General features: G+C 31.7%; 17 protein-coding genes. 1 reads left to right on the top strand and 16 read right to left on the bottom strand.

All coding sequences use genetic code 11. The annotated features are described in order from the left end of the window. Nucleotides 1–121: 121 nt before the first annotated feature. Nucleotides 122–1,300 (top strand): site-specific integrase, encoded by a 1,179-nt coding sequence (locus tag N534_RS14290; RefSeq protein WP_028890885.1) that lies wholly within the window; start codon nt 122–124, stop codon nt 1,298–1,300. On the opposite strand, the gene N534_RS0102070 is transcribed toward N534_RS14290, so the two are convergent. The 16 genes from N534_RS0102070 to N534_RS0101990 form a co-directional block, all read right to left on the bottom strand. Further along, nucleotides 1,297–3,066: a hypothetical protein gene (locus tag N534_RS0102070; RefSeq protein ID WP_028890884.1), complete on the bottom strand. Its 1,770-nt coding sequence runs from the start codon at nt 3,064–3,066 to the stop codon at nt 1,297–1,299. The two genes, N534_RS14290 and N534_RS0102070, sit on opposite strands and share 4 nt — an antisense overlap. Continuing rightward, entirely contained in the window at nt 3,063–4,970 is a 1,908-nt protein-coding gene (locus tag N534_RS0102065) for a BACON domain-containing protein (protein WP_028890883.1), read from the bottom strand. The genes N534_RS0102070 and N534_RS0102065 overlap by 4 nt, the downstream gene beginning before the upstream one ends. A 1-nt stretch (nt 4,971) precedes the next feature. Further along, entirely contained in the window at nt 4,972–7,692 is a 2,721-nt protein-coding gene (locus N534_RS0102060; RefSeq protein WP_028890882.1) for a phage tail tape measure protein, read from the bottom strand. Continuing rightward, a complete protein-coding gene (locus N534_RS0102055; protein ID WP_028890881.1) occupies nt 7,685–8,167 on the bottom strand; it encodes a hypothetical protein in 483 nt (160 codons plus the stop codon). The genes N534_RS0102060 and N534_RS0102055 overlap by 8 nt, the downstream gene beginning before the upstream one ends. A gap of 100 nt (nt 8,168–8,267) precedes the next feature. Next, nucleotides 8,268–8,876, bottom strand: a complete 609-nt coding sequence (locus N534_RS0102050) for a hypothetical protein (RefSeq protein WP_156025530.1) — start codon at nt 8,874–8,876, stop codon at nt 8,268–8,270. A 76-nt stretch (nt 8,877–8,952) separates the two neighbouring features. Continuing rightward, on the bottom strand, nt 8,953–9,471 hold the full coding sequence (locus N534_RS0102045) for a hypothetical protein (protein WP_028890879.1): 519 nt from the start codon (nt 9,469–9,471) through the stop codon (nt 8,953–8,955). Then, complete coding sequence (locus N534_RS0102040; protein WP_028890878.1) at nt 9,464–10,210, bottom strand: hypothetical protein; 747 nt, start codon at nt 10,208–10,210, stop codon at nt 9,464–9,466. The genes N534_RS0102045 and N534_RS0102040 overlap by 8 nt, the downstream gene beginning before the upstream one ends. After that, a complete protein-coding gene (locus tag N534_RS0102035; protein ID WP_028890877.1) occupies nt 10,207–10,758 on the bottom strand; it encodes a hypothetical protein in 552 nt (183 codons plus the stop codon). The genes N534_RS0102040 and N534_RS0102035 overlap by 4 nt, the downstream gene beginning before the upstream one ends. After that, nucleotides 10,743–11,165, bottom strand: coding sequence for a M23 family metallopeptidase (locus N534_RS0102030; RefSeq protein WP_028890876.1), 423 nt, complete (start codon nt 11,163–11,165; stop codon nt 10,743–10,745). Before N534_RS0102030 ends, N534_RS0102035 begins: the two co-directional genes overlap by 16 nt. Then, nucleotides 11,165–11,485, bottom strand: coding sequence for a hypothetical protein (locus N534_RS0102025; protein ID WP_028890875.1), 321 nt, complete (start codon nt 11,483–11,485; stop codon nt 11,165–11,167). The genes N534_RS0102030 and N534_RS0102025 overlap by 1 nt, the downstream gene beginning before the upstream one ends. 94 nt (nt 11,486–11,579) lie before the next feature. Next, nucleotides 11,580–14,135, bottom strand: a complete 2,556-nt coding sequence (locus N534_RS0102015) for a hypothetical protein (protein ID WP_028890874.1) — start codon at nt 14,133–14,135, stop codon at nt 11,580–11,582. Nucleotides 14,136–14,298: 163 nt separating this feature from the next. Next, complete coding sequence (locus N534_RS0102010; protein ID WP_028890873.1) at nt 14,299–15,243, bottom strand: DUF6712 family protein; 945 nt, start codon at nt 15,241–15,243, stop codon at nt 14,299–14,301. After that, nucleotides 15,240–16,583: a hypothetical protein gene (locus N534_RS0102005; protein WP_028890872.1), complete on the bottom strand. Its 1,344-nt coding sequence runs from the start codon at nt 16,581–16,583 to the stop codon at nt 15,240–15,242. Before N534_RS0102005 ends, N534_RS0102010 begins: the two co-directional genes overlap by 4 nt. Continuing rightward, nucleotides 16,584–16,919 carry a hypothetical protein gene (locus N534_RS0102000; protein ID WP_028890871.1) on the bottom strand — a complete coding sequence of 112 codons (336 nt, stop codon included), beginning with the start codon at nt 16,917–16,919 and terminating at the stop codon, nt 16,584–16,586. Nucleotides 16,920–17,222: 303 nt separating this feature from the next. Beyond that, entirely contained in the window at nt 17,223–18,734 is a 1,512-nt protein-coding gene (locus tag N534_RS14285; RefSeq protein WP_051435817.1) for a hypothetical protein, read from the bottom strand. Beyond that, on the bottom strand, nt 18,727–19,296 hold the full coding sequence (locus N534_RS0101990) for a hypothetical protein (RefSeq protein WP_028890870.1): 570 nt from the start codon (nt 19,294–19,296) through the stop codon (nt 18,727–18,729). The genes N534_RS14285 and N534_RS0101990 overlap by 8 nt, the downstream gene beginning before the upstream one ends.

The following is a 19,296-nucleotide window of genomic DNA, read 5'->3' as shown; positions in this document are numbered from 1 at the left end:
CTCTGAAACCCTAATAACCAAAAGGGTTTCAGAGTAAAATTAAAAAAAAGCGTGTCAAAAACGTGTCATTGATAACATTTTTTACAATCAGTATTAACTAAAATTCTGGTGTAAAAAAAAAATGTCAAAACTTCAAAAACCATCTACCCTTACCCCTTTTATAGACTACATTCCAGCAGAGTTAAAAGAAAATAAAACTTGGGAAATAGTATATTACGCTAAAGACCCATCTGAACCAAATCCTACTAAACAGTTAAAAAGAAAAAGAAATCGAGTAAAACCGATGAATAATAAAACCGAAAGGAGAAAGTATGCTAAAAAAATAATTGCAAAAATTAATCATGATCTAGAAAGAGGCTGGACTCCATTTATTAATGAGAATAATGTAAAATCGTACTCAAAACTTAAAGATGTTTTTAAAATATTCATTCAAAAAATTGAACAACAAATAAAAAAAGGAAATCTTCGATCAGACACTTTAAGAGCTTACAAAAGCTACATTAACAATTTTAATATCTTTTTATCAGACAATGGTAAAGAAGATATATTTGTAAATGAATTTAATGAATCTTTATGTAGAGATTTTTTAGATGTAATTTACTACGATAGAGAAAATTCAGCTACCACACACAACAACTACTTAACTTTTATTGGAATACTTACACGTTGGATGATAAAACGCAGATATATTTCTGTTGATTTCACACCTTTAATTAGTAGAATAAAACAAACTGAAAAAAGAAGAACAATTATACCTAAAGAGATAAGAGAGGAGATATTCTCGTACTTAAATAAAAATAATACTAGTTATTATACTTTGTGCTTAACTGTATTTTATTGTTTAATTAGAAGGACCGAATTTACAAAACTAAAGGTAAATGATGTTTATTTAGCTAACGGAATAATAAATATACCTTCACACGTAAGCAAAAATGGAAAATCTCAAATTGTAACAATACCAAAAGAATTACTTCATAATCTTGCTAACCATATTAGGAATTCAAAAAATTCTGATTATTTATTCTCGGCTAATAATTTTAAACCAGGTAACATACAATTAAAACCAAAAAAAATTACAGACACTTGGGATAAACTTCGAAATACATTGTGCTTTGAAAAAAGTTATCAATGGTATTCACTAAAAGACACAGGAATCACAAATTATTTACAATTAGGAATACCTACAATTGATGTAAAAAATCAAGCTAGACACTATTCTATCACTCAGACAGAAGCCTATATACCTAAAAACATTTTAAAAGCTGTTGGAAATATTCAAAATGCAAACTTGAATTTTTAAACCAAGGTTTCGCTCTCTATTTCAATATCCCATTCTTCCTCGTTTTTTCGAGTTCGTTTTATTTTTTTGTAGATGTGTTTTCTGTTGTACTTAAACCTTCCTTCTGATATAGAAAAATCCTCTATAATGCTAGCTGGAAATTTATCTTTATAAGTTTCTGAGTTTAAACGAAAATAAAGCCATTTTTTCCAGTATTTATCAAACACTTCATTTAGAGAATAACTCCTTTCAGAAATCTTTTCTAAAGCTACAGGAAGGTTGTTTTGCAATCCATCATAAAGAAACAATTTAAAATCATTGGTGTCTTTATTTTTATAAGCAGTAAAAATACCGTCTTTAGATTTTACTGGCATAATTTCCAACTCCATGTCAATAGTCGTAATATCTTCTTCTCTTATACCTTGAGGATTACTTACCACCCCTTCTTTACCTATTAATAAAGTATCGTTTGAAGTTATAAGCTTAAAAAACTTGTTTTGATTAAATTGTCTTTTTGGTTTTTCAACTTCCAAATGCCTTTCATCTTTAAAATTAACTTCCAAAAACTTCTCTTCAATGTAGTTAATAGTAACAACATTTTTATTAAAGGTTATTTCTAAATTGAGCCAGTTTTTTATTTTATTTAAAAACTTTCCAAAAGTCATGTCAGGCATTACTTGAGACAATGAGAAACTATTCGGAAAAACATTCAGCTCTCCATCTGAAAAATAAAAATCGAAGTTGTTAAATGCTTGTATACTACCTATTCCATCAGAAGGATTATCGGTATATTTTCTTAATTTTAAAGAAAAGATTAAACTACCAAGATCTGCTGTGTTTTTTACATTTAATGATAAAGACTTACTTATATAGTTAGAGTTTGAACTAAAAATAATTTCATTGTTAAACTCTATCGAAAATTCATTCACCACTAATTCAGAAGGAATATTCAAATAAACTTCCACATTGTATGATCCTGTTTGAGAAATGCTATAAAATCTGCTATAATCTGCGGAAACTACTCCATTATCCCAAACCTCTGACGTAGTGTTAAACTGAAAACCTTCTGGTAAACTAGAATAGAACTTCTCTAATATTTTAGAGGTATAAACCAAAATTTTTTCTGTTATTTTATCACTTACAAAACTCCCCTGCATAACCATTCCTACGCTATCAAATCCAGTTTTTAAAATAGACATTAAGTAAGGAAAAGGTACCATTACGTTTTTATTAAACGCCACAGACTCTCCTTCTACTGTTTGAAAAGAATTTGTTACGAAATTATCATTAACATAATTGTTTATGATGCCTTCAAATTTTTCATACTTACTTGTTGATTTGAAACCCTCATCAATCACCATAGGAAAGTTATAATCTACTTCTGGATAAAACTTCTGTATAACCTCTTTTGCGTGAACAGTTAAAGAACTTGTTTGTTCTACTGGAAAAGGTAAATTACTTAAAGGTGTATCTAATAACTCAATAGAATGGGACCCAAAATACACATAACCTTGTAAAATGTTATTATCGTAATCTGTTAGTAAGAGGTAAGCTTCTTCAAAATCATTATCAATAAGTAATTTTCCGTAATGTTTTGTTTCATAATTAGCACTATTTTCTAAATCAAGAAATCCTAGTTTTTTAGAAACTTCATCATCAACTTTTTTTGAAAAAGGTTTTGAATAATTTTTCACAAAGTAATTATAAAATAAAGGATTTTCTTCTATTAAAGAAATCTTTGTTTCGGTTAAATTCAACTCAAAATTATCTCCATAAAAAACTATCATACTTCTATATTTTCAAAGGTTAAATCATAAGATTTCAAAAAATTGTTTGTTTTTGAAAGCTCTAAATTTTTAGTAGTATTATTTACTCTTACTAACTCATTATTTTTATACAAAAGAAGATTAGTAGCATTTAACATTTTTCTTAATGTTAAAACCTCTTCATCTGTGTAAACCCAACCAGTAGATATCTGAAAAGAACCTTGATCTTTAATATCTAAAACTTTCGTTTCAATAGTTTTATAGTCTTTTCTAAACTCAAAAGAGGTTTCTTTAAACGATGCTTTTGCTGTAAACTCTCCTGTAAATTCTAAAACATCCCAAAAACCCCATTGGTTCTCCCAAAAAACAAAGGAATGTTCTTTATCTTCAGGCTTAATTACAACATTTATACTTACATCTTTTGCAGTAACAGTAAACTCATCACCTTCTTTTGCGTTTAAATCTGAAACAGCAATCATAGCGGTGTAGAAAGATTCTATTGAGTTAGAAAAAGTATAAGTTTTGGCAATATCTCCTTCTATAACCAATTCATTTACTGGTACATTTACATTTCCTAAAAAACTAAATAATATAATGCCATTTTTTGTAGTGTAAATAGTATTAGGAGCATCACTCATCCAACCATTAATTGGAGATACTCCTTTAGTAAATAGTATGTTTTGTAGATTAACAGATTGAGCAATATCACTATTAAACAACTCAACTTCATTAATTTCAAAATTTAAAGAGGCTGGTTTAAAAGGAGAATTTAAAAAAGAAGTATTTAAACCAATAAAAGGGCGTGCGCCTAGTATTCTTTTTGCTTCTAATCCAATTCTTTTTTGGGATACTCCTTTAATAAAAGGAATGTTATAAGGTATATTATAGCTTGTATTTTCAAATACTGAAGACACTTTAATCTGTAAAAAAGTATCAGTCCTTCCTGAAGACACTTTAATAACATTGTTATCTTCCGAGAAATATAACTTTTCAGTATCTAACAATTCCTCTACAAATTCGTAAACAGAAAGAGTAATATTAATTGTTTTAACAATACTACCGTTAACAATGGTTACTGTAGCAAAATGATTACCTACAGTTAAACCTGCTAAATTTTGCAAACCGATATCTAAACTACCTGCTCCAGAAACACCAGAAGAAGCGGATAAACTTATCCATGTTTTATTAGTAGTTACCGTCCAATTACCAGAGGAATTTAACTCAACTCTTTTTAAGGGCGGAATAACTCCTGAAACTGTATAACCAAAATTTAAAACAACTGGTGTAACATACAAATAATCAGTACCAGTATCTGGTTCAGAAATAATTAAAGTAACTGGAATTACTATTGAAGTAACAGCATCATCAACAGTAATAGTCGTTGTATGTGTACCAATAGGTAAACCTGAAGGTGTTACAGAAACCTGAAAAGAACCATTATTAGATCCTGATGTCGTTGAAACCGATAACCAATTGCTGTTTTCTGTTACTGTCCAGTTATTCTCTGAAGCAACATTAACAGTAATATCTTGAGGATTATTTCCTCCTATTTGATAATTAAAAGATAATTGTTCTGGCACAACATTTAACACAATAGTTTCTTGTACAAATAAAGAAACAGAAAAAGTACCCACCGTGTATGTTGGCGCATTGGGATCTAGTAATAAATTACCATTTTCATCTTCTGGTAATTGTTGAGCTTTTACCGTTACAATTGCTGAATAATTTCCTGGAGCTAAATTTTGAGCAGGTGAACTAAGTGATACATCTGCAGAAGTATTTTGATTATTAAAAACAGTAAGCCAATTTGGTACATTTTCAAAAATTGTATTATTATAAGAATGTGTGTACGTTACAACTCTCGTTGGTGGTAAAGCTTCTCCTTGCTTATAATTAAAACTAATACTACTTGGTGATATTGCCATATTACTGAATCTTTGCGTTTTCGCGTGATTTATTTAACTTTTCTTCCCTATCTCTAAACTGCTCTATGTTATCATCTCCTATTAATGCAGAGGCCTCAATACCATTTTCTAATAAATTAACTAACCTATTAAGCAAACTGGTTAATAGCGTATCAGACTCTCCTTTATCGCTATATGTTGTTGGTGCTTCGTTGTATTCTGAAACTTCTTCTGGCGTTGTATGACCACCATCAAAAAAGCCATTATTTGTTGGATTTTTCCTTTCTTTTTCTAACCATTGAATCGTTGGTGCATACCTTGGGTCTTTATTCATCCATTTTGGTGCATACCATTCCCCAATGTGCGCTGGACCTACAACACCATCTTGACCATCATGATATAAAGCTTTATTTCCTGTATAACCTCCTTTAAAAAAACCATTTGAAGATTTTGCTAGTGAAGTAGCTTTTTTGATAGCAGAAATAATGCCGACTGCTTGAGCTGCAAATCCAATTAATAAAGGTATATTTTGAGGAAAACCAACTTTTGCAGTATTTGCTGCACCTACACTTGTAGCCATTGTTCCTTCTGCAACAGCTGAAGCAGCTTTTGTTTTTAAAACTCCTAATTGTATTAACGATTCTTTAGCTGCTAAAACTCCTTTAGCTGCAACAAGTGCTTGCCCAACTCTTGTTTCTTCTCCTGCTAAGGAAATAGCACCATTAATAATATCATTCTTTAGTTTTCTTCTCTCTAATAATTTCTTTTTAGCCTGCTCCTGATCTCTCTTTAATTCTTTTGCCTTATTCTTTTTATCTTTATCAGCTTTTATTTTATCGTACTTATCTTCAATTGCCTGTAGCTCTGTTTTTTTTGCTTCGGCTAACCTTGCTAAAAGTTCCTTTTCATTAACCGCATCTGCTTCTAACTTTGCATATCTTGCCTCTAACCTTAATTCTTCTTCTAATTGTGCTGCTTCGTCTTCTTCTAAATCTTTAATTTGTTTCAGAATTTTCTGTTCTTCATCAAATTCTTTTAAAAACTCCGCAAGTTTCTTTTTTGATTCTAGGATTCGTTTGTCTTCCTTTGTTAATTTTTCTTCATCACCTTTTTCATCAGAATTACCACCAGAATTACCACCAGACACATTATTATCTATAGGATCATCAGGATTTATGTAAGTAGCTTCAATAGCTTTAAACTTTGTTGAAGTATCTGAAGCTATGTTTAATAATTCATCTTTATATGCTATGTATTTTGACAATTGAGCGTTTAAAGTTTTATCAGTCCCTAGCAGTTTTCCTGTAAAACTTAAGTCTTCCATTTGTTTTTTAACACGATCAATATTCTTTTGCGTGCTTTCTAACCTGTATTTAATTGCATCTTCTTGAGATGAATTAAAACGCTTCATATCTTCAACCACATCATTAGCAGCAGCAGTTGCTCCTTCTTCTTTAGCTACAGAAATCATTTGTTTTAATGATGTTGTGGCTAGTTTTAAACCGCGTAAAAGATTAGCAAACGTTTCTTTTCCTACTGCTTGAATGTGCTTTAACATTGAAGGAAAACCACTTTGACTAGCATCAAACAAATCTTCTAACTCGGTATTCACCGATTGATTTGCCTCTGCAAGCCTCAGAGTTGCAGCTTCATTTTCGGTTAATTGTTTGTTTTGCTCTTTAAAAGACTCATTTAATTGAAGTACAATTTCGCTAAATCCCCCAGCATCTTCACCTGCTCCTTTAAACACATCTGCAATTAATTGTTGCTTTTGTTGTAAGTTTAAACCTAAAGCATCAGCTTCTTTTATTATTCTAAAAATTGCTTCTTTAGTAGTAATTTCTCCAGTCTTTATTCCTTTAGCTAACTCTTGTGTAAATTTTTCACCAAAGGCATTTTGTAACGCTTCTGTTTGCGTTTTTGTCATTTCCTTAAGTGCTAAATCAGCTTCTTTTAAAGTATCTACTAACTTATCACTATAAACACCTCCCTTAACTTCCTGTGTAGCAATATCAATAAAATCTTGAGCAGAAAAACCAGCGTTTTTAAACTGAACAGGATATTCTTTAAGTTTATCTAAGAAATCACCATTTATATTTGCTCCTCTTGCTAATCCTTGCGTTATTAAATCTATCGCTTCTTTGTGCGATATTTTCATTTGTTTCGCTAAAGAGTTAGAAGATTTTAAAACATCGTTGTATTCTAAATCAAAAGTTTTTGCAGTACCAGAAACTTTATCTCTTAACTCCTCTAAAGCTTCACCAGACAAACCTGTTAAAGTTCTGGTTAATTCTGTTGTTTTATATAATTCAACATTATAACCAACCCACCTTTTAGTAATTGCAGCAATACCTCCTAAAGTAGCTAATGTTGCACCTAATGGTGTAGTTATAAAAGCCCAAGCAGCTTTGGTAATTCCTTTAATGTTAGTAGTTATTCCTTGTAAGCCTTTAGAAGCCATTTCATAATTACCACTTATTAAACCTCCAAGTAAATTATCCCAATGACCACGAGCTTCATCTAACACATCATTTGTGCCATTAATGGAGTTATTTAATTCATCATAACGTTCTCTAGCTTTTTGTAACTCCTTTTGTTTTTGTTCAAACTTCGGATCGTTTTCATTTAACTTTCTTAACTCTTTTTTAAGTGTACGAATTTCATTACCAACACCATTTAATGTATTAGCTACTTCTTTACCATTTATTTTTATGGTTAAATTAAATTTAGTGTCTTTAGCCATTTTGTAACTCTATTTTATGCACTAAATTTTGTAACATGATAGAAATCGCTCTGGTTCTGGTTTTACTTAAACCATCTTCTAACATTTTTAAAGCACCAGAATTTTCGTATATATCATCAAAAAAAGATTGACTTTTTAAACTACCTAAACTTCTTTGAAAAACTTTACCTGTTTTAGAGTGTGTTTGTAAAAACCTAGTATTATCTTTTATTGAACCAAAATGATGTACAAAACCATGGCGGTTAGACATGAATTTGAAACCTAACAAACGAAAATCTCCAATTTCAGGTTTTATACGTGTAGCTTTTAGTAGTGGTTTTTGCTCTTCTTTACTTTTTTTATAAGGAGATCCTTTGCCTTTTAATTGTAAAGAACTGCTTTGGATTTTATCACGAACATAAGTAGTTGCTACTTTAGCAACTTGCCTACCTAAAAGCTTTTCTTCTTCTAAAATTTGTTTTTGGTCGCTTGCCATTTGTTGTAATTTTAATGCAAATTACTACGAGCAAACACCTTAAAATAGGACACAAAAAAACCACCCGTTTTGGGTGGTTTTTGTTATTGTTTATATACAGTTATAGTTCTGTAAACTCTAAATATGTAGCGGTAAATTTATCAGCTTCATTTTTTATGGAATTATCAGGATATCTCCACATACAAATAGGATTATCATCTACCAATAAAGTATGTTCATAAGGTCTTGTTTGATGGTTAGATACAATTAAACACCTATCTGATTTTGCAAAAGCTTCAATCCCTGATTCTAGTTCAACTTCATACCCTTTATTAATTAAATCTTTTCTTACCAAATCATCTAAAGATGGAACAAAACTATTAAGAGTATTTAGCATCTCTATTTGTTGTTCTTTTAACTCTAAAATAAAAGGAGGAATACCATGCGGATCTATCGAAATATCTGCCAGAGCTTTTCCTTGAAACTCACCAGGTAGTTTAGGTAATTTTAATTCAAAACCGTTTTGCATTATAATTTTCTCCATACTCAAATATACTGCAACATTTTGAATATCACAATTAAAGTCTGCTACTGAAGCAGTAACTTCTTGAGGGTTTTCAGGAAAAATAATTTGTTCTGTGTCGTTAACAGAATTGCTAATTACCTTGTTTAATGCGTGGGTGTTGCAGACGAAGCCTACAAACAAAAACAATACTAATAGTTTTTTCATTTTTAAAATTTTAAAGTTATACATTTTGTTTTGAGTTACTAAAGTATAAGTAGCTTGATTTTTAAAATAGGACAGCTTATAAATCACTCCATTTTTCAGCATCAACTTCGGTGGTTACTTTATTTTTTATGGTAAGTTCACAACGGTAACCGTACAGTCCTTCAGAAAATAATGGTCCTACTTTAAAAAAGTGAAAACTATTTTTATCAATTAAACCATACAGCCAGTTTTTTTGTCCGTTAATTTTTGGTAACGAAGCATCGTGTAATATTCTTTTTTGAAAATCGAAACAAATACGCTGTGTATAATCTAACACTTCATTTTGAGCATCGTAATCGTCTAAATTTCCTGTTTTGGTATTTGGTTTACCCAACACCGTAAAAGCGGTTGTATTGATATGAATTAAAGGCGTGGTGTTTTTTCCACTACTTTGTGTTTCTGGTGCATCTATAAGTGTAATTGGTAAAGCCACTCCCGAGCGTAAAGCTCCGGAAACTTCATTTACATTCCAACGAAAACTGTCTTTTACATCTACATGGTTAGCAGATAAAGCCTCTAAATAATTTACAATAGTTAAAAAGGAAATATTAGCCATAAGGTTTACTTTTTAATTGTTCTTCAAAATCACTTAAAAACGTGTATAAATTGGTGTTTTTGGTTTCGTTGTGTGTACCAAATTTTTGTCCTGAAAAATGGAGTATTAATTTTCCAAATCCGCTACTATTTGGCAGTTTGTTCTTCTTGTTTTGTTTTTTAGGTGCAGCTGGAAATATTAACGGAAACTTTCTTGTAATGTATAACTTACAACCTTGGTAACTTAACGCAATAGCTAACAAAGTGCTTTTAGGTAGTTTTGAAAAGTTTGCTGCTCTTTTATCAAGTTCTGTTTTATCAAATTCTACACGTTTGCCCAAGTCATTATTTTCTCGATACAATACAGCAGCTAAATAATGTAAGGCTTCAAAATCTTTTGTTTTATGCCATGTTAAAAATAAATCTTCAGTATGCGAAAACTCTTCAACTGTAAAATTGGTTAATCTATCAGCAGGTGCTAAATATTCTTTTTTTAGTTTAGGTATAAATGTGGTTAACTGCAAATCGTTATACAACCAACTGTAATGTTTTTTCAATTCTTCAAAATGAGCACTTTTGGTAATTTTTAAAAGTTTTCGGTATTTAAAAAACTGCCACCAACGTACATTCATTAATATTTTTAACACCTGATAATCAAACACAACTCCTGATATTCCTTTATGAAGCAATAACGCTAGTTGTTTTTGCTGACGAACGGTTAAATCGTTCCAATTGGTTGGTATGGTTATGTTTATTTTCATTTACGTTTAAATAGTGCTAAGATGGACGTTGCTCCTTTTAACCCAGGAATAAAATTTGCTAGTATGGCAACCACTTTAGTATCGAGTAACAAAAAGTAAATTAGTAGCCATAAATACCACGGCATAGTGGTTATACGTTTATATACGTAACTATTTATTTGCTCTTCTAAAGTAGTTTCGCTAGTACTTTCGTTATTGGTTACTGTTTTTTGGCTAAGTGTTTGCGCTACTAAAAAATCTGTAATTAATTGCCTAGTTTCAGTATCGTAATACTGACGATAACTATTTGAACCGCTTTTTTTAGTAGTATTTAGTTTAGATAAAATTTCATCAATTTTTTTATCTGTTTCTTCATTTCCTGTTGAAGCAACTGGAGTAATTACTTTGTCTTGAATCGCTCCGTTTTTTTCAATAACATTGGAGCTGTCTTTTTTAACTTCCTTTATTTCAGTTTGCTTTTTAATAGTTGAATTCTCAGCTATTTTTTTTGACCCTAAACAAGAAGTGAAAAGAAGAACTACTAAAACAAGTGTTATACGTTTAAACATGAGCAAGGAATTATTAGTGGTTCTGGATCTGTTAATAAACCATGCTTCCAAATACTTACATGGCAATGCGGTTTCATTTTATTAGAACCATGAAATGTTGCAACATCTTGTAAAATACCTATAACATCACCCGCTTTAACCATCTGACCGTTTTTAACGGTTGGCTGCACATACATTTGCTTAACTTTATAGGTACTATTTTTAATTTCTACCAATTTCATTTTTGTAGAATAGGTATACACATTACCAATACGTACACGCCCATCAACACAAGCAAAAACTTTTTGCCCAGGAACACCCACAAAATCGACACCTTCATGTTTTCTATTGCCACGACTAGCTCCGTACCAACCGTTGCCAGTTTCATCTTCTCCTCTTGTTATTATTGGTTGTAGTGGTGATTTCATTATGGATGTAGTTTTTTATAATTATCAAAAGACTGTTTTAAAGAGTTATATCGTTTTTGCCAATAAGCTTCTACTTCATTTAACTTAGATCTTAAAGTTTCAATTTCTTTTGCGTGCTCTTCTTTTAAATATTTTATCTCTTTACGCATTTCCTCAAACTTCTTATCATAGTCTTCTACAAACTTATCGTAGGTAGATTGCATTCCTGATAGCGCATCTGTTTTTCTTCTTTTTCGTTGCAAATAAGAATCGAACATCCCACCAACACCAAATAAATAACCTAAAATTGTAGGTAGATTTTCAGCAATGTATTGTTTCATTTTTTTATAGTTTGAGGAGTTGGTTTTGTTTTATAATTGTTAATTAACTTAACAAACTCTCTATTTTTATTATTGGAAAAAATAATTTTTAACATTATTGAATTTCTGTACAGTTATATAATTTAACTCCTATTGTTGCGAATGGGTTTCCAACACTTACACAGTTAATTAAAATTATTGTGTCATCTCCTGTGCTATTAGTGTTCTGAATAGTGTTATTCTCAAAAAGGCAACTATTTGCTTGAATACTTGTGTTTAGGTAGCCATTTGGAGGGCTTCCCTGCGCTCCTAATCCAGCATCATTATTTCTAATAATAGCGTTGTAAACAGACATATTACCACCACTAGCAGCAGTTATAGCTGAACCATTAAACTCATACAATCCTCCATAAATTGAGCAGTTAGCATATTGGTGTAAACTATCTCCATCATCATAGTTGTCGTGTGCCCAACAATCGAAACTAGAGATTGATGTAATATTTGCGTGTAACGATGAAGGCGCACTATTTGTTCCGTTAAATCCATCCCCCCCGCTACCTGCGTTATAATTTATACCTCCCGCTCTACATCTTTTAAATGTTCCTCCTACGCAACTGCCATACTGCCAGCCATAGAAGTAAGTTGAGTACATAACAGAACAATCACTAACATCAAAAAGAGTATTACTTAAATTAACAGAAGAGTATAGAAAGTTAATATTGTTAAGATATACTTTCACTCCATTTGATCCATTACCATAAATCTTATTTTGTGGAATTACTATTGGATTTTGAGTTAAATCAGAATCAGCAACTAATGTAAAATATAAAGTGCCTGCATTCCAATAAAAATAACTTCTTGAACTATCTGAACTCTCTAATTCTGCAAGACTATTTTTCCATGTACATTTTGTTGATTGCAATCTATGAGTTAGACCTCGATGGAGTGGGTGTGAATCTATTACAGCAACTGATGTTGCCTCATCATTAACATCATGTTGCCATAACCACATTGAAGATGTTAAAGTATCTGAATGAGCAACCGAATAAACCTTTGTATATCCGCTTTCTAAACTTGCGGATGTAATATGTAAACCGTCAATAATTCTGACTTTATGCCCAATTTTGGCAGTTATATTAACTCCTGTTGATAGATTAAATGTTTCATTATAATAATCACCTTCTTCAACAATTATCTCATTAATTCCGTTGCTTTCTGAAACTGCTTTTGTTATTGTTAAAAAAGCATCATTACTCGAAGCTCCACTATTAGTATCGCTTCCGTTTTTTGACACATAATATGTTTTACTTAACTCATTGTTTGATGATTTTTGAACATTTAAAGTTAAATTACTCCACTCTGTTGAGCCTCTAAAACAAATGTGAACTTCTCCGCCAACATCGACATTATTAAATTCTTCTGACATTCTTGTTAGTGCAGAGAAAATTCCATTTACAGCAGTTCTTACATAAGAAGCACCTCCAATAAATTGAATTTCCACAATAACTTCATCTCCAATATTAAAAACCTCGCTTGAAGATATACTTGCGCCTGTTACAAATGAACTACTTGCGTATTGAAGCATTGATCGTGCGCCGTTAGACCCTCTATACATCATGCCTCCCCAATAACTCCCATTCTTTAAACCTATTCCAAAATAAGTGGTATTGTTAGCTTCGCAAACACCTTTTAAAGTGATTTTTTTAACTGTGTTATCAAATACTTTACCCGTTGCAATTTGTGTATCTCCTGTTATAATTAAATCCAATCCATTATCGCCATTATTCATTAATGCATCTCCATAAACAACATTATACAAAGGATAATCATAAAACGGAAAGTCACCGCTATTAATCATGTTATCTGAACTTGAAAGGTACTTAGACATTGGATACACCTTACCACCTGATAATGGCTTATCATTATTTCGTTTGATTTCTCCATCTAAATTTATTTGTTCAGATCTTATAGTTTTTTTGTAGGCCTCATAACGAGTAGACACTGTGTTTTGTTCAAGCTGAAAAACATCTTTATTAACACTGCTATGTATAGTAATTCTTGCGAAAGAAGCCCCATTAGGTACTGTTAAAATTGTTGTTGCACTTCCGTCGTTTGCAGATATAAAAACCTTACTGCTGTCATAATAAGCAATTTGATACATTGTATGACTACTTACATAATCTATTTCTGTTACTGGAATGAAGTCAGAAACATATCTTGTCGCTGAAACAACTAACTCACCATTTGTTAAGTTAATAGCATAACCTTCTGTAACTGAATTCTTATCAAACAAGTTTTTACCGATTATTAAATCTGCTTTATTTTTTAGGTCATCATAAACAGCTTGAACACTCTCTATTTTTTTGTAAAATTTTGTCCCGTTAGGCTCTGAAGATAGCCAAATATGATACTCCTGCTCTCCATTAACTGTAACCTCTGCTACAGTATAATCAGATGGAACAGGTGTTATAGCTTGCATCTGAGATAAGTTTTCAAATTTTTTCCCTCCTTCACCTGAAGATATATTCAAAATTTTATTTTCAATATTTTCAATCTCCTGCTTCAAAAAATTATCATTCTCAATAAGCTTACGCATATTTGTACGTAAGCCATCTCCTTGTCCGTCTCCTGGGGTTGTACCTGTATTTATTGTTTCGTTAAATGTTGCCATGTTAATCTATATCACAAGTTATATCGTCTCGGTCGCAAGTAATTTTTTCTGAGTCGCATTTAAAAAAAACGACTACATTGGTAACTCCTTGTTTTACTGCACTAAAAAACCGTATCATAATTCAAATATCTTATTGTTTAACTCTTTAAAATAGGACAGCTTTTTACAAGCTTATAATCGATTTAGTTTTAGTAATATTTATATAATCTGCCTGCTCTTTTTCGGTGTATTCGGTAAATTTTGTTGGATTTTCTTTTATAACATTTAACGCCATTTTTAAATACTCTTCTCCTTCTACTTGCTTATTGTCTTTTGTTCTTAATAAAAAGTCGTTGATTTTTAAATTTACGTTGGTTATGGTTTTTTCATAAGGTAATACATCAAAACGCATGTGCATTCCTTTGGCATCTAAAACAAACATTCCATTTTCAACCGTAAGCATTACCGTAAATGCAACTATTGATTGTTGTAAAAGTTTTTTTACTTCCTTACGATTTTCATCTGTTTGATTTTCTTTTAAAGCTTCTAGTAATTCTTTTCCTACGGATGCTTTTATAAACCTGTCTTCAGTAATTTGTAAATTAGGTTTTAAGGATGTGAACGTTTGCCTAGAATTAAAGATGTAATAGTATTTATTAAAAATATCCGTCTTGTTTACCAGTAAATCTTTGTAAACGGTATGTGTATCCGAATTAAACCACTCTATAAATTTATCGGCGCTTACTTCCATAAAAGCCAGTAATTCATCAAGGGCCTCATGTGCTGACTTTAAAAAGGAACGCTGTAACTCTTTAAATTGTTTATCGCTTGCTGATTTTGCGTGTTCATTTTCTGCTACTTGAATACCACTATCAGTAATTTGAACTGCGCCTATTGGTAAATAAAGAAAGTAAGCATAATTAGCAACTACTTCTTGCGCTAGTTCTTGAGCTTCTTTTATTATCTCATCTGTAACCTCAGTATCAAAAATTGCTAATTGTTCAGAGCCAATAGCAGGTTTTAAAAATGTGCGTTCGGCTTTTCTTAAATACGGTGCAATGTTATCATGATCTACTGAACCGTTAACAGACAAGTATTTTCTTAATGTAGCTGTATCTTTAATTATCATATCTGTGCTGCTTTTTGTGTTCCAGTTGGGTTTTTATCTAAGGTGGTTAACACCGTATTTTCAAAAGCACCAATTAAATTCGGGTCCCATCCGTTATACTGCTGAATAAATTCAAAAGGCTCAAGAGTTGTTTCTCGGTCGGTATGTTTCATTGCTGAAAGAATTAACCATCCTTCTCTTTTATCTGAACCACTTCCAGCTCCAAGTTTACCTCCTGGTATTCCTGCCCCAATAATAGAAGGATCTACAGATGCAGCAGTTAACGCTGCTTGTGTTCCTGCTAAAGTATCATCTAAGTATTTGCCGTCTGTGTTTTTTTGTCCTACATCAGTTATTTTTAAACCAGGTTGTGGTGTTCCTGTATCATCTTTATAAATAATTGACATTAAAGACGCGCCTCCTTTTTCAGCTCCTCTAAGAGCTGCATCTAATTCCTCAACAAATTCACTCTGAATTTGATTTCGCTTTTCAGGAGTGAAGCCTTCCCAGTCTTCTTTGTATTTCTTTTGAAAATATTCTTCGTAAACTTCTATATGGTAATTGATGTTTGCTCGTTCTTCTAAGAAGGCCTTTTTAAACTTTGGAATAGAATTAATGATGTCTAACCACCCGCTACTTTCTATTGAGTGAAGTTCTGGATCTGGATAATAACTTTCGTTGATTAACGGATAAAATGCAGGGCGTATAAAGTTTCTAATTTTTTTCTTCTTACAATACTCACGTACTTCTTCTGCCGACCAGTAACTATCAATTAAAGGAACTTTTGAAACAAATTTAGAAGCAGCATCTACACCTTCTGCCCACTTAGTTGATAGATATCCGTTTTCAATCAACCCTGTAGATTCATTCATTATTTCATATCGGAAATCAGCAGTTTTTTGGCGCTTTACTCTGTTAATTTTTTTAAAGTCGTTGGAAAGCACATACTCTGGTACTGCCAGAGCGAAATACTCTAAATCGGTAATAATTTCTTTATGAAACCTTTTCATTTGATTTCTAATAAAGAACTCATGTATTTCTGGATACTGGCGAATACTCTTCTGGGTAATAACTCGTTTACCTTCTTCAAAAGTTTCTTCTGCTAAAACAAAACCAGAACCATAATGAGCTTTTCTGTTGGTACGTAAACCTGAACGCAAAGCTCCTGCAGGTTTGATTTTCTTTAAAAATTGCTGCGGAAAATCATTATTTGCTCCCCATGCAGCAATCTTACCGTTTTCGTGTTCAGCGGTTAACGAAACACTTGTAACAGTAGCTTCGTTTTTATTTTTTGAAAAGGCAACGGCTGCTTTTACATTACCTCCTGTAATAGCAAAATCTCCATAAAATTGAGTACTCATTTAATAAATAACTTTTAAGCCATTAACGGTTATGATTAATCGTATATGTATTGTTTTTATATCACCATTTTGTAATTCGAGATTACGTGTGCGATTTAAAAAGTGATTAGGATTTCGTTTTCTTCTTTCAGGAGATTGCGCCTGCTTTAAATAATTAGGATTATCAGATTTCACCTTACGATGCTTTTTTACTTGATTGTAAGTGTAGAGTTTGCCTCCTGTTTTAGAATTTCGTTGTAACGTACGGAAAGTAATATCAAAAGGTAATGCATTGCCTTTTACATCAACTGCATCAATAATTGCTATAGCATCATTTAAAGATATTGCTTGTTCCATATTTCAAAATTCGCTCAACTACGAGTTTTAAAATAGGACAGCATTTTTTTGAGACAAAAACTATAATTACAACTCCTTTTTTATAAAAAAACTGCTGTAAGTACCTCTAAAACTATATGATTTATATCTGTTTTTAGTTAAAAATCTCATTTTTAAAAACTTAAAAAATTGATTTACAGTCTTTTAAACATGATTTTAAGCTTTTAAAATCTATTTTTCAAACGATTTGGCTCGCCGCATCCTTTCAAAAATGACAATTGCCATTATTGAAAGTTTAGGAAATATGAAATTTTGGTTTGAAAATTATCCAAGCACGGTTGGTAAGTCGAGCGACTCAGTGTCTTTCTTTAGTTTTGATTTGAATAACGAATACACAGGTATATCAAAGGCATCAGACAAGTGTGTAGTATGTTGCTGCTTCATGGATGCGTTTCGCTCGTCCTTCTTTACCTTTTGTATTCCGTTCTTACCTTCTGCTGCTTCTGCTCGCTCTAAACTAATAGTAAGATCAGGACAGTTCTGCTCATTTATTCTTATTGGTTTAAATCGAGAAGAGCTCTCTTTTAGCATCATATTAACCAGTATATACTTGTCGTTATGTGGTGCCACAGGTTTATGCTTACTCTTATCGTATACTGTCCATCCTTTTGCTCTCAGTATTCTCACAAGCTCATCACCATACGTTTCATTGGTACCTTTTCTTATAGTATTACCATCATGCCCATAATACAAATGAACTACCCTATTATGTAGAGGCTTGTAGTATTCGTCAAAGTCATTTATTAAATCTTCATGGTCCTGTGAACTCTCCGATTGAGTCGCCCAAAACTGTTTTAAAACTCTGTATTCGTTGGGTAAGTTCTGACTGACAACTGCTGAAATAAAGGTACCCCAGTCAATAGACAATATCAAAGGGCGATTTTTAACTATATCGTTATCTTGATTACAGTTAAAACTATTAACCGTATAATCCGCAGTTATACTCTCCAGATAATCATTATTGTAATTAATATAATAATGTCGCTCTGGCTTTAACTGTAGATAAAAACCATTTTGAATTTCCTTTGGTCTTATATTTAAAATCTCAGCATTATAGATTAATTCAGAAGGTGTTTCATCCTTCATCTCTTGAAACCATTCAGGTCTAATATTTAATTTATTTATTAATGCAGAAGCCTTAATAAAAGCATATTCTTTAGGTTTACGATTTGCTACAGCTTCCATATCGGTAAACCATTTCCCTTTTTTTGTTAACGGGGTTGACGATGCATACACCTGAATACCCAACATAGAGCATTTTTTAAATTGTTCTTCAACAGCTCTATTGGTAGTTTTTACATTATTATAAAGTTTTACAGGATCTAACAAAGCAGCTTCATCAGCAACAATACCAAAAGCATTTAAACCACGTCCACTATCTGGATTATCTAGAGAAACTAATTGAAAAATAGCGCCATTACTAAAATGAATTATATTATTCCATTTATCAGGCTGGTAAATAGGTTCTTTAAAACCTAAACTTTTACCATTTTTTCCAACTACATAATCTATTCCATGGTATAATCCCAATTTTTTTAATCCCAATTTTGTAGAAGGTAAAGTTCTCGCTAATATTTGTTGGTATGTAGAACCAACCAAAGCAAATGATGCCCCTGGCATTTGCTTTACCATTTCCTTAATAAAGAAAGCTAGTATAAAAGACTTCCCTGTTCCTCGACCCCATTCAAGGTAAATCTTTGTTTTTTTAAGAACAGTTACAGCAATAACAGCAGCTAATTGAGCCGCATTTAAAAATACTTTTAAAATCTTACTCATTACCTACTTCTTCATGCGAGATATCTTCCATCTCTAAATTATTAAAATCTAAAACACCTGCTTGTAACTGTTTTGCAATTGCAAGTTCTACTGCTTTATCTACATAAAATTTAACAGGCTTATTTTCTAATTTTTCAGGATTAAATTGTGGATTATCTTCAAACGGTAACGATTCTCTCATTTCACTTAAAAACCCTTTTGCTGCTTTATAATCTCCTGCTTTTAAAGCTTTTTTGTAAGCCTCTAACGCATATTCGTAGTGAATTGCCATTCTACCAACCCTATCAGCATTAATTACATTACCGTAAAGTTTTTCAGCGTTTTGAACATCTCTAAAAGCTTGAGCTCTTGAAAGCTTTTGTTCTTTGTATGTTTCTTGAAGTATTTGAGCAACTTTGGTAGGAGATTTTTTTTTAAGACGTAGTGTCCAAGCTGCTAACCAACGTTCTTTAATTTCTTCTTGTTTTGGTGTTAGCGTATACTTATCAGGATTCAAATAATAAGCGAAAATCTTATCAAACGAAGTATCTCTTCCTTTTTGTAATTCAATACCATTCTCCAT

It is taken from the genome of Tenacibaculum sp. 47A_GOM-205m (assembly GCF_000518405.1).
Taxonomy (GTDB): Bacteria; Bacteroidota; Bacteroidia; order Flavobacteriales; family Flavobacteriaceae; genus Polaribacter; species Polaribacter lutimaris.
This window is presented reverse-complemented; position numbering and strand designations above follow the sequence as displayed.

Excerpts from the sequence above, each read along its gene's own strand:
- N534_RS0102035 (WP_028890877.1), bottom strand. The coding sequence starts at position 10,758 with ATGTTTAAACGTATAACACTTGTTTTAGTAGTTCTTCTTTTCACTTCT.
- N534_RS0102040 (WP_028890878.1), bottom strand. The coding sequence starts at position 10,210 with ATGAAAATAAACATAACCATACCAACCAATTGGAACGATTTAACCGTT.
- N534_RS0102030 (WP_028890876.1), bottom strand. The coding sequence starts at position 11,165 with ATGAAATCACCACTACAACCAATAATAACAAGAGGAGAAGATGAAACT.
- N534_RS0102010 (WP_028890873.1), bottom strand. The coding sequence starts at position 15,243 with ATGATAATTAAAGATACAGCTACATTAAGAAAATACTTGTCTGTTAAC.
- N534_RS14285 (WP_051435817.1), bottom strand. The coding sequence starts at position 18,734 with ATGAGTAAGATTTTAAAAGTATTTTTAAATGCGGCTCAATTAGCTGCT.
- N534_RS0101990 (WP_028890870.1), bottom strand. The coding sequence starts at position 19,296 with ATGGAGAATGGTATTGAATTACAAAAAGGAAGAGATACTTCGTTTGAT.
- N534_RS0102050 (WP_156025530.1), bottom strand. The coding sequence starts at position 8,876 with ATGAAAAAACTATTAGTATTGTTTTTGTTTGTAGGCTTCGTCTGCAAC.
- N534_RS0102055 (WP_028890881.1), bottom strand. The coding sequence starts at position 8,167 with ATGGCAAGCGACCAAAAACAAATTTTAGAAGAAGAAAAGCTTTTAGGT.
- N534_RS0102065 (WP_028890883.1), bottom strand. The coding sequence starts at position 4,970 with ATGGCAATATCACCAAGTAGTATTAGTTTTAATTATAAGCAAGGAGAA.
- N534_RS0102015 (WP_028890874.1), bottom strand. The coding sequence starts at position 14,135 with ATGGCAACATTTAACGAAACAATAAATACAGGTACAACCCCAGGAGAC.
- N534_RS0102045 (WP_028890879.1), bottom strand. The coding sequence starts at position 9,471 with ATGGCTAATATTTCCTTTTTAACTATTGTAAATTATTTAGAGGCTTTA.
- N534_RS0102060 (WP_028890882.1), bottom strand. The coding sequence starts at position 7,692 with ATGGCTAAAGACACTAAATTTAATTTAACCATAAAAATAAATGGTAAA.
- N534_RS0102000 (WP_028890871.1), bottom strand. The coding sequence starts at position 16,919 with ATGGAACAAGCAATATCTTTAAATGATGCTATAGCAATTATTGATGCA.
- N534_RS0102025 (WP_028890875.1), bottom strand. The coding sequence starts at position 11,485 with ATGAAACAATACATTGCTGAAAATCTACCTACAATTTTAGGTTATTTA.
- N534_RS0102005 (WP_028890872.1), bottom strand. The coding sequence starts at position 16,583 with ATGAGTACTCAATTTTATGGAGATTTTGCTATTACAGGAGGTAATGTA.
- N534_RS14290 (WP_028890885.1), top strand. The coding sequence starts at position 122 with ATGTCAAAACTTCAAAAACCATCTACCCTTACCCCTTTTATAGACTAC.
- N534_RS0102070 (WP_028890884.1), bottom strand. The coding sequence starts at position 3,066 with ATGATAGTTTTTTATGGAGATAATTTTGAGTTGAATTTAACCGAAACA.